The sequence below is a fragment of the Sphingomonas sp. SORGH_AS_0438 genome, assembly GCF_031453475.1.
GTDB lineage: Bacteria > Pseudomonadota > Alphaproteobacteria > Sphingomonadales > Sphingomonadaceae > Sphingomonas.
The window spans coordinates 2702235-2717935 of the sequence record NZ_JAVIZS010000001.1 but is presented as its reverse complement, the minus strand read 5'-3'; the positions used below and the strand labels follow the sequence as shown (position 1 = coordinate 2717935).

Sequence of the window (15701 nt, the reverse complement as noted above, 5' to 3'; positions counted from 1 at the left end):
GCCGGCCTCACAGCGACTCGAGGCGGAACGCGTCGCCGGGCCCGCGCACCTGGCCCTGCGTCGCGCCCTCGGCCCGCGCGATATAGCCGCGCGACTTCTCCACCTCGTTGCCGAGCGTGTTGACCGTGGTCTTCATCGAATCGAGCGCCTTGAGCTTGAACGTGTCGATCGCATCCATCGTGTCGTAGATGTTCTGGAAGGCGCGTTGCAGCGTCTCCAGCGGGATGGTCGCGCTCGCGGCCTGTTCATGGATGCGCGCGGTGTTTTCCTTCAGCAGTTTGCCGGTCGAATCGATGATGTTGGCGGTGGTGGTGTTGAGCTGGGTGATCTGCTCCAGCACCAGCCGCTGGTTGGTCATCGCCTGCGCCACGGTGACGGCGGTGCGCAGCGCCGCGACCGTGGTGGTGGAGGCGCGGTCGACGCCCTTCACCAGCTCGACATTGTTCTTCTTGACCAGGTCCAGCGCCAGATAGCCCTGCACCGTCACCGCCATCTGGGTCAGCAGGTCCTGCGTGCGCTGGCGGGTGTAGAACAGGGCCGTCTCGCGGATCGCCTTGGCCTTGGCGGGATCGGTGTGGTCCAGTTCGTTGGCCTTGTCCTCCAGCTTCTGGTCCATGCTGCGCGACAGGTGGATCATCTGCTCCAGCCGGCCCATCGCCGCCCACAGATTGGCGCGTTCGGTATCGATCGCGGCATTGTCCATCAGCAGTTCGTCCTTGCCGGACGCCAGGCTCTTCAGGATCGCGCTGATATGCGATTGCGACGAGCGATAGCCGTCGAAATAGTCGCGCATCTTGTTGCCGAACGGGATGACGCCGAACAGCTTGCGCGGGCCGGACAGCGCGCCCTTCCGGCCCGGGTCCAGTTCCTCGACGATGCGGCGCAACTCGGTCAGGTCCTTGCCGACGCCGGTGTCGCGATCCATCGCCTTGACCGGCCGGTCGAGGAAGCGGTTGCTGTGGTTCGCCGCCTCGCGGATCTCCTTCGCGCCCATCGCGGTGATCGCATCGACCCGCTTGCCGAATTCGGGGCTGTTGACGTCCTGCGCGACGAGATCGGTGATGAAGCCGTCGACGCGCTGGTCGAGCTGCGACTTCTTGCCCTCCTCGACCGGCACCAGCCCGGCGGCCTGTTCCGCCGCGACGGTCGGCACCGGATCGGGCGGGGTCAGCACCAGCCCCGGCGCCGCCGTGCCCGTCGTGATCGTGTCCGCCGTGGTCGCCATCCTGTTCCTCCAACTGCGGTATCCGCCTGCACCATAGACTAGTGCGCGGCCGCCGTAACTCAACTGTATTGTATCTATAAGACGGTGGGCGTCGTGACAAGGAATCCGGCCAGGACGCGGCGGCGCGACGGGCGGATTCGGACGGACCCTTCCCGCGACGCACCAATTAGGCTATGGCGCGCGCCAACTTCGCTCCAGACATCCAGGATTCCCCATGAGCCTCCGCAACGTGGCGATCATCGCGCACGTCGACCACGGCAAAACGACCCTTGTCGACCAGCTTTTCCGTCAGTCGGGCACCTTCCGCGACAACCAGCGCGTCGAAGAGCGCGCGATGGACTCCAACGACCTCGAAAAAGAACGCGGGATCACCATCCTGGCGAAGCCGACCTCGGTCGACTGGACGCCGCCGGGCAGCGACGAGTCCATCCGCATCAACATCGTCGACACCCCCGGCCACGCCGATTTCGGCGGCGAGGTGGAGCGCATCCTGTCCATGGTCGACGGCGTCGTCCTGCTGGTCGACTCGTCGGAAGGCGCGATGCCGCAGACGAAGTTCGTGACCGGCAAGGCGCTGGCGCTCGGCCTGAAGCCGATCGTCGTCGTCAACAAGGTCGACCGCGCCGACGCCCGCATCCAGGAAGTGCTGGACGAGGTGTTCGACCTGTTCGTCTCGCTCGACGCGAATGACGAGCAGCTCGACTTCCCCGTGCTCTACGCCTCCGGCCGCAACGGCTATGCCTCGACCGACATGGACGCGCGCGAAGGCACGCTGATCCCGATGTTCGAGACGATCGTGAACCATGTTCCGGCGCCCAAGGTGGAAGTCGAGGACGTGCCCTTCACCTTCCTGGTGACGCTGCTCGACCGCGACAACTTCCTGGGCCGCATCCTGACCGGGCGCGTCAACTCGGGCACGGTGCGCACCAACCAGGCGATCCACGCGCTCGACAATGACGGCAACATCGTCGAGACGGGCCGTGCGTCGAAGATCATGGCGTTCCGCGGCCTGGACCGCGTGCCGGTGGACGAGGCGAAGGCGGGCGACATCATCAGCCTCGCCGGCCTGACGGTCGCGACCGTGGCGAACACCATCGCCGACACCAGCGTGAGCGAGCCGCTGCACGCGCAGCCGATCGATCCGCCGACGCTGTCGATGCGCTTCGCGGTCAACGACTCGCCGATGGCGGGCCGTGAGGGCACCAAGGTGACCAGCCGCATGATCCGCGATCGCCTGCTGCGCGAAGCGGAATCGAACGTCGCGGTGAAGGTCACCGAGAGCGACGACCGCGACAGCTACGAAGTCGCCGGTCGCGGCGAGCTTCAGCTCGGCGTGCTGATCGAGACGATGCGCCGCGAGGGCTTCGAGCTGGGCATCAGCCGCCCGCGCGTGCTGTTCGGCGAGGACGAGAACGGCAACAAGACCGAGCCGTACGAGACCGTCATCATCGACGTGGACGAGGAATATTCGGGCACGGTCGTCGAGAAGATGAACCTCCGCAAGGCCGAGATGACCGACATGCGTCCCTCGGGCGGCGGCAAGACCCGCATCACCTTCTCCGCGCCGTCGCGCGGCATGATCGGCTATCACGGCGAGTTCCTGTCGGACACGCGCGGCACCGGCATCATGAACCGCCTGTTCGAGAAGTACGGCCCCCACAAGGGCAAGATCGAGGGCCGCAAAAACGGCGTCCTCATCTCGAACGGCGCGGGCGAGGCCCAGGGCTATGCGCTGGGTCCGCTTGAAGAGCGCGGCATCCTGTTCGTCGGCCACGGCGAGGCGCTGTACGAAGGCATGGTGATCGGCGAGAACGCCAAGACGGATGACCTGGAGGTCAATCCGATGAAGGCGAAGCAGCTGACCAACTTCCGCGCCTCGGGCGGCAAGGACGATGCCATCCGCTTGACCCCGCCGAAGAAGATGACGCTGGAACAAGCGATCGCCTATATCGACGACGACGAGATGGTCGAAGTGACGCCCAAGTCGATCCGGCTGCGCAAGCGCTTCCTCGATCCCAACGAGCGCAAGCGCGCCGCGCGCTCCAAGGCGGCATAAGCTTTCGGGCTTTGGAAAAGAGAAGGGGCCGGGCGGAAACGTCCGGCCCTTTTTCGGTGTCGCGCCATGGCGAAGGATCATGCCCGATGAAGCGGATCGTCCTGCTGCTGGCCAGCCTGCTCTATTGGAGCATCGTCTGCCATATCGGGAATGTGGAAGAGCCCTGGGATGCGGACGCCTATTGGCGGCTTTGCTATCCCCTGTCCTTCGTCCTGTCCGCGGGGGGCGGCCTGCTCCTGCGGTCGCGTGGGTGGATGGCGGGCGCGATCGTGACGTTCGCCCAGCTTCCCGTCATGGCGTGGACCGCCGGGTGGGGGAATCTATGGGCGGCAGGGGTGCTGACGGCGGTGGTTCTGGCCATTCCCGTCGTCGCCGTTTCGGCGCTATCCGGCTGGTTCGCGGCGCGTGGTCCCGGCCGGGGATGAGGCGAGCGTGCCCGGAAACGGGCGAGGTTCGGGACCCGCCCGATGAGCGGGGACTGCGAGAGTCGGGAGATCCCCCGCGCCGCCTTGCCATTGCGGGATCGCGGAGGGGGAGCAAGCCGGGTGCGGGTGGACCGGCGCGAGACCGTCGTAGCGGCTGGTCCACCCTGCTGAAAGCGCTGAGGCTTCGGCTGCCCTTGTCATAGCAGGCTATGTGCCAGTCCAGGCGAATGGCGGAAACGCGTGGTTCCGCTGGTTAACGCTCCTGCCCTCGCTGACCGGCTTGTAAAGTCTCCCGACAGGTCAGAGCGGACGCACCACCACGTTTCGCTCGGCGAGCAGCGTGGCGAGCGGCATCGCCTCGCCCTCCACAGTCACCGCCGCATCGCCCCAGCCGTCCGCCGGCACGCGCAGCGCCACCATGACGAGCAGGCGGGTGTCGCCTGCCACGCGCAGGAAGGCGACGACCCGGTCTGCACCCGCGCCCGAGACGGGCAGGGGGTGGTAGCTGCCATCGGCGAAGACCGCGGCATGCTCCCGGCGCAGCGCCAGGATCTCGGCGAGCAGCGCCAGCTTGGGCATGCTGCCGTCCGCCAAGGCGCGCTCGCACGCGTCATAGTCGACCGGGCGGCGGTTGTCGGGATCGACCAGGCTGTAATCGGGCCGCTCGGTGCCCTGATAGGTGTCGGGCACGCCCGGCACGGTCAGCCGCAGCGCCAGCTGCGCGAGCATCGCCGCCTCGGCCGCCGGCGCCGTCTCCTGGTGGAAGGCGGCGAGATCGGCGAGGAAGGCCGAGCCCTTGGCCGGATCGAGCAGGGCGACGATCAGCGCCTTGACCTTGTCCTCATATTCCTCCGCCGGTGCTTCCCAGGACGAGCGGAGCTTGCCCTCGCGCAGCGCCTTTTCCTGCCAGGCCGACAGCCGCCCGGCGAAGTCGGTCAGGCCGTCGGCATCGTCGGTGCCCAGGCCGTCGGGCCAGGCGCCATAGATCATCTGGAGCAGCATGTAGCGGTCGGCGGGATCGACCTCCGGGGCCAGCCGCTCGGCTTCCGCGTCCCAGCGGTCGACCGCCGCCAGCCACCGGTCGGGCATCTGGCTGAGGATCGCCAGCCGGGCGCGGACATCCTCGCCGCGCTTATGGTCATGCGTCGCGGTGGCGAGCAGCGCGCGCGGCCAGTCGGTGGCGCGGGCCTGCATCCGGTCGTGGAACTCGGCCACGTCGCCGGCGAAACGGCTGGCGTCGAAACCGACATCGTTGCGCGAGAGCAACCGGCCATAGCGGTAGAAGGCGGTGTCCTCCACGCCCTTGGCCGCGACGGGGGCGGAAAGCTGTTGGAAGCGGCGCACCGCTTCGCGCGCCAGATCGGTGTCGCCCGGACCCTCGCCGGCCAGCCAGGCCATGATCGCGTCGGTGACGAAATCCTCGCCCGGCGGGATCAGCGACTGCACCCGCCCGCGCGCCTCCGCCCGGATCGCCACGTCGGCCTCGGGTGCCGAATCGCCCAAGCCATAGGTGCGATAGACCGGGAAGACCCAGAGCAGCCGCACGATCGCCCGGCGCAGCATCTCCGGCGTGATCGCCGCGCTTTGCGGGTCGGAGGCGGCGAGCGCGGCGAAGGCGCGGATACAGCTGTTGAGTTGCCCCTCGAACGCCCAGGCGAGCACGTCCTGGCGCGCCTGCAACTCCTCCGGCGGGAAGTCGGCGGCGCGGCCACTGATCCGCGCCCAGGCCTCCGCCAGCGGCGCTTCGCCCGCCGGGTCGTGGAGCAGCAGGTTGACCTCTTCCATGAAGTCATAGCCGCTGGTGCCGTCGATGCCCCAGTCCTGGGCCAGCGGCTCGCCCGCGCCCAGGATCTTCTCGACCCAGATGATGGCGGGGGCGCCGTCGGCGCGCGGCATGGATTCGAAGCGGGCGCGCAGGCGGCGGCAATAGCCGGCCGGGTCGGTCAGGCCGTCGACATGGTCGATGCGGACGCCGTCGATCAGCCCCTCCTGCCACAGGCGGAAATAGAGCGCATGGGTGCGTTCGAACACCGGCTCCTGCGCGATGCGGACGCCGGCCAGCTCGTTGACGGTGAAGAAGCGCCGCCAGTTGAGTTCGTCGTCCGCCGTGCGCCACCAGGCGAGGCGGTAATGCTGGCGGTCGAGCAGTTCGGCGAGCGCCTCGCCGGTCACCTCGTCCTGCGCACCGATGCCGCGATCCTCGGGGCGGAGGGGGAAGCGATGCTCGCCGTACGCGACGATCTCGTCACCCTCGACGGTGATCGCACCCTGCTCCAGCGCCTGGGGCAGCGGATCGCCCAGTACCGGCAGGACGATGGGACGGGAAAAGTCGATGTCGAACACCGTGGCGAAGTCGCTCGCCTCGCCCTTGGCCAGCACGTCGTTCCACCAGGCATTCTCGCCGCCCGCGACGCCCATGTGATTGGGGACGATGTCGATGATCACGCCCAGCCCATGCGCCCGCGCCGTGTCGACGAGCGCGCGATAGCCGTCCTCGCCGCCAAGCTCGGGATTGATCGCGGTCGGGTCGACCACGTCATAGCCATGGGTCGAGCCCTTGGCGGCGGTGGTGATCGGCGACAGATAGAGGTGGCTGATCCCCAGCCGCTCCAGATAGGGGACGATCGCCTCCGCCGCCCGGAACGGAAAATCCTTGTGCATCTGGAGGCGATAGGTGGCGCGAAGGGTCATGCGGTTCTCGCTTCGTTGAGGATCGCGACGTGCCGTGCGACCTCGGGCCGCTGGAGCAGCGCGTCGGTCGCGTCCGGCATCCGCCGTCGCCAATTGGGATGTTCGTCGGTGGTGCCGGGCAGGTTGGGCTGTTCGACCAGCCCGACCACATCCTCCAGCGGCAGGATGGCGATGGCGCTGGGGGTCCGGCCGACAAAGCCCAGCGCGGCGTCGACCACGGCATCGGGATCGTCGGCGGCGGGGGCCTCGCCCTCGACCAGCCCGGCGGCCTGGAAGCTGCGCCACCAGCCGGCCCGCTCGCGGTCGCGGGTCGCGTCGGCATCGTCGGCCACGGCGCGGCCCAGCTTGCGGTTCCAGGCGATGTCGTTGCCCTGCCACCAGCCGGCCATGGTCGGCAGGTCGTGGGTGCCGGTCATCGCGGCGGCCTGTGCGTCATAATCCCGGGGCGGGACCAGATCGTCGCCGCGCGTCTCGAACGGCATCACCCGCATCCCGAAGATGCCGCGCGCCTCGGAGGCGGGGCGGAAGCCCTCGGGCACCGTGCCCAGATCTTCGCCGATCACCACCGCGCGGGCGGCATGGCTCTCGATCGCGAGGATGCGGAGCATGTCGGGCAGGGGATAGGAAAGGTAGGCGCCCTCCTTCGACGTCTTGCCGTGCGGCACCACCCAGAGGCGGCACAGCCCCATCGCATGGTCGATGCGGATGCCGCCCGCGCGTGCGCCGTCCCGGCCGAGCGCGGCGCGGACGGTGGCGATGAAGGGAGCGAACCCCTCACGCCGCAGCGCCTGGGGCGAGAAGCCGGTAATGCCCCAATTCTGCCCCTCCGGCCCCAATATGTCGGGCGGCGCGCCGATCGACAGGCCGTTGATGAGGTCGTCGCGCCGGCTCCAGGCATGGCTGCCGCCGCCGTCCATGCCGACCGCGAGATCGGCGATCAGGCCCAGCGCCATGCCGGCATCCTTCGCCGCCTTCTGCGCCTCGGCTAGTCCGCGATCCGCCAGCCACTGGCAGAACAGGAAGAAATCGACCTCCGCGGCACGGGCGCGGGCGAAGTCGGCGACCGCGTCGCCGGCCGGATCGTGATAGGCGCTCGGCCAATCCTGCCAGCCGCGTGCGCCCTGTCCGAAGAAATGGGTGTGCAGCGCATCGAACCGGGCGTGGCGGCGCAGCTCGTCGCCGCCATCCAGTGCAAATTGCGCCACCGCGTCGCGGATCGCGGGCGTCGCGGCGTCATAGGCGGCGTGCAGTGCGGCCATGCGACGCGGGATCGCGTTCGCCCAATCGATCAGCTCGGGCGCGTCCTCCGGGGGCAGCGGATGCCCGACCAGGCTGGGATCGGCGTAGAAGATGTTGAGGAACAGCCGGCTCGACGGCGCATAGGGGCTGAACCGCGACGGATCGGCGGGGAACAGCGCATGGATCGGGCTGATCGCCAGCGTCTCCGCGCCAGCCTGTCCGAAGGCGGCGGCGCTGTGCGCGAGACTGCCGAAATCGCCGAAGCCGGTCGTCCGATGATCGCGCAGCGCCGGAATCTGCACCGCCGGTCCCCAGAGCCGCCGGCCGGGCGCGGCATCCGCCACGCCGAAGCAGCGCGACGGCGCGACCGCGACCGTCATCTCGCCATCGTCCAGTTCCAGCCGGTGATAGCCGGTCTCGTCGATCGCGGGCAGCCTGCCGTCCACCGCGATCGTACCGCCGCCGGCGAGATGGAGTGTCCCGCGCGGCGCGAAGGGCAGGTCGGCGACCGAACCCTGATCGACCGAGACGAAGCCCGCCCGGTCGGCGCTCTGCTCGGCCGCGAGCCGCTCGCGCGACTCCGCGATGGCGGCGTCGCTGTCCGCCGCCAGGCCGAGCGCGCCCAGCACGTCGACCAGCGCGTCGTCGGACACGCGCTTGGCCTGGCCGCTGGCATCGGTCCAGTCCACCTGCAGTCCCGCCGCCTCGGCGAGGGCCCCGAGCCCGGTCATGCCAGCCAGACGCGGCAGGAGGCGGGGGGCAGGCCGGTCCTATCGTCAGGCCCGGCCGCGAACAGCGGCGTGGTGGTTGGCAGGTCGGCAGGCACCATTTCATCCCCCAGATTGATCGCAATCGTCAGGAGGCTGTCGTCCTTCATCCGCCAGCGCGCAACCACCGCCGCGTCGCCGATCGCCTCGGCCGACTCGCCCTGCGCACCGGACAGCACCGGCACGATCCGCTCGCCGCGCAGGGCGAGCAGGCGGCGATAGAGATCGCGCCACGCCGCCGCATCCGGCCCGTCCTCCGGGCGCGAGGCGTCGAAGGTGGAGCGGGCATTGGGATCGGGGATGCTTTCGCGATCCTCTTCCGAATCGAAGCCGGGATGGCCCTTGAACTCGCGCCGCCGACCCTCGCGCACCGCATCGGCGAGCTCGTCATGGAAGTCGGTGAAGAACAGATAGGGCGTCTCCGAACCCGTCGCGTCCCCCATGAACAGCAGCGGGATCTGCGGCGACAGCGCCCAGAGCACGGTCGCCGCCGCCAGCTTGGCCGGGTCGGCCAGCACCGTCAGCCGCTCGCCCAGCGCCCGGTTGCCGATCTGGTCGTGATTTTGGAGGAAGGACACGAAGCGCGTGGCGGGCAGATGGCCCGATGGCTTGCCGCGCGGCGCGCCGTCGTGATTGGGCGATCCCTCGCCCTGATAGATGAAGCCGTCGCGCAGGCACCGCGCCAGCCGCTCCGCCGGGCGTTCGGCGAAGTCGCGGTAATAGGCATGGTCCTCGCCGGTCAGCAGGACGTGCAGGACATTGTGGAAATCGTCGTTCCACTGCGCATCGTACCCGCCGGGCGCGAGCCGGTCGGCGTCGTTGCTCTCATTCTCCAGCACCAGATGCACCGGGCGGTCGACCGAGGCGCGCAACTCGGTCGCCATCGTGTCGAGAAAGCCATTGTCGTTGATCGCATGAACCGCGTCGAAGCGCAGGCCGTCGACGCGGAACTCGCGCAGCCACATCAGCGCATTGTCGATGAAGAAGCGGCGGACCGGCTCCTTGTCCACTGCGACCGCCCCGCCCCAGGGCGTCTTCACCTCCGGATGGAAGAAGCCGGACGCATACTCGCCCAGGTAATTCCCGTCCGGCCCGAAATGATTGTAGACCACGTCGAGGAAGACACTGATCCCCAGGCCGTGCGCGTCGTCGACCAGCGCGCGCAACTGGTCCGGCGTGCCATAGCCTTCCGCCGGGGCATAGGGCAGCACGCCGTCATAGCCCCAGTTGCGCGTGCCGCCGAACGCGTTGACGGGCATCAACTCGATCGCGGTCACGCCCAGCTCCGCCAGCATCGGCAAGCGCTTGGCCACGCCGTCGAAGCCGCCGAGCAGGCCGGCATGGACCTCCTCGATCACCATCGCTTCCCAGGGGCGGCCGGCCCAGTCGTCATGCCGCCAGCGATAGGCGTCCGGATCGACGACCAGGCTCCAGCCATTGACGCCGCCGTCCTGCGCCCGCGATGCGGGGTCGGGGACCGCCATGTCACCGATGCGGAAGCGATAGCGCGTACCGGCACCGACGGGCGCGGTGGCGGTGAACCAGCCATCGCCCGCCGCCGTCATCGCCTGCGACCCGTGCCCGTCAATCTCCAGCGTTACCGCATCGCGATCGGGGGCCCAGAGGCGGAAGCGGGTGCCGTCCGCCGTGCGTGTCGGTCCCCAGTCGCTCATGCCGGGTCGGACTCCAGATCGGCGGCCGCGATCGTCCAGGCTACCAGCGCCGCGCCGTGTGCGCCGAGCTGGTAATCCTCCTCGAACGCCGCATCCACGACCTGCGGATCGGTGCTGTCGACCAGCACGGTACGCTTGGCATGTTCGGGCGGCGGCAGCTTGAAGGTGATGGCGTCGTCCGAGCCGTTGAGCAGCAGCGACACCGCCTCGACATCGCCATTGTCCAGCTTGACCGCGCGGCGCATCACCAGGGCGCGACCCTCCGGATTGTTCCAGTCGCCATCGGACAGGCGCTCGCCCCGCTCGTCCCACCATTCGATGTCGTTGACGCCCGCGCCCGGCGAATCCTGGCCATAGAGGAACACCGGCGCGCGCAGCACCGAAAAACGGCGGCGCAATTCGGTGAGACGCGCGGTGAAGGCGAACAGCGCCTTGCCCTCCGGCGTCTCCGCCCGCTTCCAGTCGAGCCAGCTGATCTCGTCGTCCTGGCAATAGGCGTTGTTGTTGCCGCCCTGGGTCCGGCCGAACTCGTCGCCCGCGACCAGCATCGGTGTGCCGAGCGAGGCGAACAGGGTGGTCAGCATCGACCGCTGCACGGTGGCGCGGGTCGCCTTGATGCCCTCGTCCTCGGTCTCGCCCTCCGCGCCCCAGTTGCGGGAGTAATTCTCGCTGTGACCGTCACGATTATCCTCCTTGTTCGCCTCGTTGTGGCGCTGCTCATAGGCGACCGTGTCGTAGAGCGTGTAGCCGTCATGCGCCGCGAGCAGGTTGACGCTGGCCCAGGGCCGGCGCGCGCGCCGGTCGAACAGGTCGGCGGAGCCGGACAGGCGGGCCGCCAGATCGCCGCGCTGCGACGGGTCGCCGCGCCAGAACTTGCGCACCGTGTCGCGATACTTGTCGTTCCATTCGGCGAAGCCCGGCGGGAAATTGCCGAGCTGGTAACCGCCGGGTCCGATGTCCCAAGGCTCGGTCGACAGCTTCAGCCGGCCCAGGATCGGGTCCTGGCGCAGCACGTCGAAAAAGGCATGGCCGGGATCGAAGCCCGTCTCCGTCCGCCCCAGCGTCAGCCCCAGGTCGAAGCGGAAGCCGTCGATGCCGAAGCTGGTCGCCCAATAGCGCAGCGAGTCGGCGATCATCTGGATGACGCGCGCCTTGTCGGTGTTGATCGTATTGCCGGTGCCGGTGTCGTTGATCGCATAGCGGGGCTGGTCCTTGACCAGCCGGTAATAGGTCGCGTTGTCCAGCCCGCGCCACGACAGGGTCGGCCCCTTTTCCGATCCTTCGCAAGTGTGGTTGTAGACCACGTCCAGAATCACCTCGATCCCCGCCGCGTGCAGCTTGCGCACCGCCCGGCGCAGTTCGTCATGGCTGTCGCCCGCGAAATAGCGCTGCTCGGGCGCGAAGAAGGAGAGGGTGTTGTAGCCCCAATAGTTGCTCAGGCCCTTCTCGGTCAGGAACCGGTCCTGGGTGAAGGCGTGGATCGGCATCAGCTCCAGCGCCGTGACGCCCAGCCGGCGCAGATGGTCGATCACCTTGGGATGGCCGAGCGCCGCATAGGTGCCGCGCTCACGCGGGGGGACCAGCTCGAACAGCTTGGTCAGCCCCTTCACATGCGCCTCATAGACCACCGTGTCCGCCCAGGGGGTGTTGGGGCGGCGGTCCTGCGACCAGTCGAAATGATCGTCGACCACCACGCCCTTGGGCATGGCGGGCGCGCTGTCGCGCTTGTCGAAGGACAGGTCCTCCTTCTTCGAGCGGACCTGATAGCCGTGCAGCGCGTCGGTCCACTTGATGCTGCCGTGCAGGCGGCGGGCATAGGGATCGAGCAGCAGCTTGTTGGGGTTGAAGCGGTGCCCCGCCTCCGGATCATAGGGGCCATAGGCGCGGTATCCGTAGCGCAGCCCCGGTCCGGCATCGGGCAGATAGCCGTGCCACACCTCGTCGGTGCATTCGAGCAGGGGATAGCGTTTCAACTCGCGCTTGCCCTGGTCGTCGAACAGGCAGAGCTCGATCCCCTCCGCATTGGCGGAGAAGACTGCGAAGTTGATGCCGCCCTCCACGCAGGTCGCACCGAGCGGATAGGGCGAGCCGGCTTCGAGCCGGTCGGGCAGTGACATCAAGGCGGACCCCTAGATTGCGATGAACGGCCTGTGAATGCCCGCCGCAAAGGGATGTTCCGTGACGTTCGCCGCGTCGCGGCAATCGATTGATCAAAAGCAATCCGGTTTCGGCCGGATCGGCCCGGATCAGCGCGTCACCCGGCTGGCGAATCGCACCATGTCGGCGAGCACGGGGGCCCGGCCGCGCAGGGGACGGGCGATGGCGGTGAGGATGCCGACATGGCCGAGCTTCGCATAGCGCCGCCGCTCGACCGTAACGCCCAGGTTCGTTAGCCGCTCGGCCAGCCGGTCGCTATTGCGCGGGCGGACCAGCGTGTCGTCGTCACCGGTCGCGAGCAGCGCCGGCGGCGTGTCGGCGGTGGCGACCAGCAGCGGCTGGGTGGCGCGAAGATCGGGCGCGCCGCCGAACGCGGCCTTGGTCACGGCTTGGTCGAGCGGCAGGAAGTCATAGGGGCCGGCCAAGCCGATCCAGCCGCGCACGGCCCGACGATCCGCGCCCAGCCATTGCGGGTCGACCGCCAGCATCGCCGCGCCATAGGCCCCCGCCGAATGGCCGGCGAGCACCAGCCGGTCGGGATCGCCGTGCAGCGTGGCGGCATGAACCCGGACCCAGTGGACGGCGGCGGCATGGTCGCGCAGGAAATCAGGGAAGCGGACCTCCGGGACCAGACGGTAATCGGGGATGGCGACGACAAAGCCCTGCGCCGCCAGCGCCCGGCCGACAAAGGCATAGCCCTGCTTCGTCCCGCTGTTCCACGATCCGCCATAGAGGAAGACGATGATCGGGTAGCGGCCGGGGGCCTTGGGCGCATAGACGTTGAGCGTGCCGCGCGGACCGGGGGCGAAGGCGGCGTCATGGACCAGGCGGACGGTGCCGCCATCCTTGGGCGTCAGGCCGTTGAACAGCAGCAGCGGCGAACAGGCGGCCGTCGCCAGCGCCAGCATCGCGCCCAGTGCGCCGCGCCGGCCGAGCCTGCGCATCAGCGCCGGCCGGGGCGTCGGATCACTCCTTCCAGGCCCAGTAGAGCTGGGCCGGGGGGACGTTCCACCATTCCATGTCATGGTCGATCGACGACCAGTGCGGGATCAGGAAGTCCTTCACCTTGGGGCTGAACTGATAGACCAGGAACGCGCCGTCGATGCGCAGCGCGCGGTGAGTCGCGGCGGCGATCGCCGGGCCGACGCCGGGCGGCAAGGTGGAGAAGGGCAGGCCCGACAGGATATAGTCGGCATGGGCGAAGCCACGCTCGGCGATGATCCGCTCGACATCCGCCGCCGATCCCTCGACCGCGACGAAGCGGCTGTCGGTGATGGTGGCATCCAGATAGCGGATGAAGTCCGCATTGGTGTCGATCGCGATCAGCGTCGCGTCGGGGGCCATCCGCTCCAGGATCGGGCGGCAGAAGGTGCCGACGCCGGGACCGTATTCGACGAACAGCTTGCAATTCTGCCAGTCGACGGGCGCCAGCATCTTGCGGATCAGCTTGTCGGACGAAGGGATGATCGACCCGACCATCACCGGGTGCTTCAGGAATCCCTGGAAGAACATCTGCGCCGGGGATGGAATCCCGGCGGGACGGCGCGCGCGGCGAGCGGCTGAAGACGAACTGGCCATCTGAATCCTGTCGATCGTGGTCCCCACACGAACGGCGAGGCAGCCCCTCCGTCGCACAAGTCCCGAACGAGTTGCAAGCCATAGGGTTGCAACCTGCGGTTAGCCGAGGGGGGATGGGGGCGTCGCCGCCCCACAATGTTGTGCGTCTTCCCGTCCCCGCGCCGGCAATCGCCGTGCCGATGCGCATTTCGGACATTCCCGTGCGATGGCGATCGGTTCTACAGCCGGCACGATCGGAGGAACGGAAGCATGACGGATCGGACCGGGCAATATGCGGTCATCTTCCTGTCGCAGCGGGTCGATGCGGACGAGGACGGCTATGCCGCGGCGGCGGCGGCGATGGACGTGCTCGCCGCAGCGCAGCCGGGCTATCGCGGCGTCGACAGCGCGCGGGGGGCGGACGGGTTCGGCATCACGGTGAGCTGGTGGGCCGACGCCGAATCGGCACGGGCGTGGCGCGAGCACCCCGAACATGCCGCGATCCGCGCGCGCGGCCGCGCCGAATGGTATGAGCGCCACGCCGTCGCGGCGGGCGTGATCGAGCGTGCCTATGGCTGGACGCGCGCATGAACCCGCTGGCGACGCGGCGCGACCGCGACTTCCTGCTGATGTTCACGGTGATGCTGACCATCGCCGCCGGCAACACCGCGCTGCAATCGGTGCTGCCGGCGCTGGGCCGGTCGCTGGGGGTGAAGGATTCGGCCGTCGCGCTGGCCTTTTCCGTATCGGCATTGCTGTGGGTGATCGCCGCGCCGCTCTGGGCCAACCGGTCGGGCCGACATGGTCACCGCGCGATGATCCTGCTGGGGCTGGGCGGCTATGTGCTGTCGCTGCTGCTGTGCGGCACGTTCCTGGCGGCGGGGATCAACGGGCTGGTCGGCGGCACCACCGCCTTCGCGCTCTTCGTGGTCGGGCGGATGCTCTATGGCGGGCTGGGCTCGGCCGCGCCGCCCGCCGTGCAGGCGCTGGTTGCCGGCCACACCACGCGTGAGGAGCGGACGCGCGCGCTGACCCTGCTCGCCTCCGCCTTCGGGCTCGGCACCATCCTGGGGCCGGCGATCGCGCCCTATCTGCTGCTGGGCCATGTCGGGGGCTATGAGATCGGGCTGGCCGGCCCCGCCTTCCTGTTCGCGCTGTTCGGTGCGCTGGTCTGGGCGACGGTGCGCGCGCTGCTGCCCGATGACCGGCCCGTCCCCGGCGAGGCGGCGGGCGCGTCCTCCGCCTATCCCTCGATCGGCAGCGCGCCGACCGGGGCCAGCGTCCGCGCCGCGACCGAAAGCCATGTCGAACGGGTCGGTTATGCCGACCGGCGCATCCGCATCTGGATGGTGGTCGGGCTGGTCACCGGCCATGCGCAGGCGATGGTCAGCCAGGCGATCGGCTTCCTGGTCATCGACCGGCTCCATGTCGCGCCGGCCGCCGCGCTGGAGCCGACCGGGCTGGTGCTGATGATGGGCGCGGGTGCTGCGCTGCTGGTGCAATGGGGGCTGATCCCGCTGCTCAACCTGTCGCCGCGCCGGCTGGTGCTGGTGGGATCGGCGCTGGCGGCGGCGGGCTGCGCGCTGACCGGCCTGGCCCCGTCGCTCTACGGCATCGCGCTGGCCTATGCGCTGGCCAGCCTCGGCTTCGGCTTCACTCGGCCGGGCTTCACCGCCGGTGCGTCGCTGGCCGTCGGGTCGGCGGCGCAGGGGTCGGTGGCGGGCAAGGTCACGAGCATCAACGGCGCCAGCTTCGTGCTCGGCCCCTCGATCGGCATCGCTCTCTACGAGGCGTGGCGGCCCTTGCCCTATCTGGTCGCGGGCGGGACGCTGGCGCTGCTGGTGATCGGCTTGCTGCTCCGCCGCCGCTGATACGAAAAGGGGCGCCGCCGGTGATCCCGCGACGCCCCTG

General features: G+C 69.1%; 11 protein-coding genes. 4 read left to right on the top strand and 7 right to left on the bottom strand.

Annotation, left to right across the window (positions count from 1 at the left end; all coding sequences use genetic code 11):
- Positions 1 to 7: 7 nt before the first annotated feature.
- On the bottom strand, positions 8 to 1225 hold the full coding sequence (locus QE452_RS12625; RefSeq protein WP_309657533.1) for a toxic anion resistance protein: 1218 nt from the start codon (positions 1223 to 1225) through the stop codon (positions 8 to 10).
- A 214-nt stretch (positions 1226 to 1439) separates the two neighbouring features.
- Here QE452_RS12625 and typA point away from each other — a divergent pair, with 214 nt between their 5' ends.
- Positions 1440 to 3281, top strand: coding sequence for a translational GTPase TypA (gene typA, locus QE452_RS12620; protein ID WP_125994725.1), 1842 nt, complete (start codon positions 1440 to 1442; stop codon positions 3279 to 3281).
- 86 nt (positions 3282 to 3367) lie between these two features.
- A complete protein-coding gene (locus QE452_RS12615) occupies positions 3368 to 3706 on the top strand; it encodes a hypothetical protein (RefSeq protein ID WP_309657534.1) in 339 nt (112 codons plus the stop codon).
- A gap of 300 nt (positions 3707 to 4006) precedes the next feature.
- Here the strand turns inward: QE452_RS12615 and treY are convergent, their stop codons facing one another.
- The 6 genes from treY to QE452_RS12585 all read right to left on the bottom strand — a co-directional run bounded on the left by treY (position 4007) and on the right by QE452_RS12585 (position 13811).
- Positions 4007 to 6397 (bottom strand): malto-oligosyltrehalose synthase, encoded by a 2391-nt coding sequence (gene treY / locus QE452_RS12610; RefSeq protein ID WP_309657535.1) that lies wholly within the window; start codon positions 6395 to 6397, stop codon positions 4007 to 4009.
- Positions 6394 to 8367, bottom strand: coding sequence for a 4-alpha-glucanotransferase (malQ, locus tag QE452_RS12605; protein ID WP_309657536.1), 1974 nt, complete (start codon positions 8365 to 8367; stop codon positions 6394 to 6396). Before malQ ends, treY begins: the two co-directional genes overlap by 4 nt.
- A complete protein-coding gene (gene treZ, locus QE452_RS12600) occupies positions 8364 to 10076 on the bottom strand; it encodes a malto-oligosyltrehalose trehalohydrolase (protein ID WP_309657537.1) in 1713 nt (570 codons plus the stop codon). Before treZ ends, malQ begins: the two co-directional genes overlap by 4 nt.
- The gene (gene glgX, locus QE452_RS12595) at positions 10073 to 12193 is read right to left on the bottom strand and encodes a glycogen debranching protein GlgX (protein ID WP_309657538.1); all 2121 of its coding nucleotides are present in this window, start codon (positions 12191 to 12193) and stop codon (positions 10073 to 10075) included. The genes treZ and glgX overlap by 4 nt, the downstream gene beginning before the upstream one ends.
- Positions 12194 to 12322: 129 nt before the next feature.
- Positions 12323 to 13177 carry an alpha/beta hydrolase gene (locus tag QE452_RS12590; protein WP_309657539.1) on the bottom strand — a complete coding sequence of 285 codons (855 nt, stop codon included), beginning with the start codon at positions 13175 to 13177 and terminating at the stop codon, positions 12323 to 12325.
- A 22-nt stretch (positions 13178 to 13199) separates the two neighbouring features.
- Positions 13200 to 13811, bottom strand: a complete 612-nt coding sequence (locus QE452_RS12585; RefSeq protein WP_125994718.1) for a class I SAM-dependent methyltransferase — start codon at positions 13809 to 13811, stop codon at positions 13200 to 13202.
- A gap of 249 nt (positions 13812 to 14060) precedes the next feature.
- On the opposite strand from QE452_RS12585, the gene QE452_RS12580 reads away from it, so the two are divergent.
- Both QE452_RS12580 and QE452_RS12575 read left to right on the top strand, forming a co-directional pair.
- A complete protein-coding gene (locus tag QE452_RS12580; RefSeq protein ID WP_309657540.1) occupies positions 14061 to 14381 on the top strand; it encodes an antibiotic biosynthesis monooxygenase in 321 nt (106 codons plus the stop codon).
- Positions 14378 to 15661, top strand: coding sequence for an MFS transporter (locus QE452_RS12575; RefSeq protein ID WP_309657541.1), 1284 nt, complete (start codon positions 14378 to 14380; stop codon positions 15659 to 15661). Before QE452_RS12580 ends, QE452_RS12575 begins: the two co-directional genes overlap by 4 nt.
- Positions 15662 to 15701 lie beyond the last annotated feature (40 nt).

What these genes read in the sequence shown, in the direction of transcription:
- QE452_RS12625 (WP_309657533.1), bottom strand. Translation starts at nt 1,225, where the DNA reads ATGGCGACCACGGCGGACACGATCACGACGGGCACGGCGGCGCCGGGG.
- typA (WP_125994725.1), top strand. Translation starts at nt 1,440, where the DNA reads ATGAGCCTCCGCAACGTGGCGATCATCGCGCACGTCGACCACGGCAAA.
- QE452_RS12615 (WP_309657534.1), top strand. Translation starts at nt 3,368, where the DNA reads ATGAAGCGGATCGTCCTGCTGCTGGCCAGCCTGCTCTATTGGAGCATC.
- treY (WP_309657535.1), bottom strand. Translation starts at nt 6,397, where the DNA reads ATGACCCTTCGCGCCACCTATCGCCTCCAGATGCACAAGGATTTTCCG.
- malQ (WP_309657536.1), bottom strand. Translation starts at nt 8,367, where the DNA reads ATGACCGGGCTCGGGGCCCTCGCCGAGGCGGCGGGACTGCAGGTGGAC.
- treZ (WP_309657537.1), bottom strand. Translation starts at nt 10,076, where the DNA reads ATGAGCGACTGGGGACCGACACGCACGGCGGACGGCACCCGCTTCCGC.
- glgX (WP_309657538.1), bottom strand. Translation starts at nt 12,193, where the DNA reads ATGTCACTGCCCGACCGGCTCGAAGCCGGCTCGCCCTATCCGCTCGGT.
- QE452_RS12590 (WP_309657539.1), bottom strand. Translation starts at nt 13,177, where the DNA reads ATGCGCAGGCTCGGCCGGCGCGGCGCACTGGGCGCGATGCTGGCGCTG.
- QE452_RS12585 (WP_125994718.1), bottom strand. Translation starts at nt 13,811, where the DNA reads ATGGCCAGTTCGTCTTCAGCCGCTCGCCGCGCGCGCCGTCCCGCCGGG.
- QE452_RS12580 (WP_309657540.1), top strand. Translation starts at nt 14,061, where the DNA reads ATGACGGATCGGACCGGGCAATATGCGGTCATCTTCCTGTCGCAGCGG.
- QE452_RS12575 (WP_309657541.1), top strand. Translation starts at nt 14,378, where the DNA reads ATGAACCCGCTGGCGACGCGGCGCGACCGCGACTTCCTGCTGATGTTC.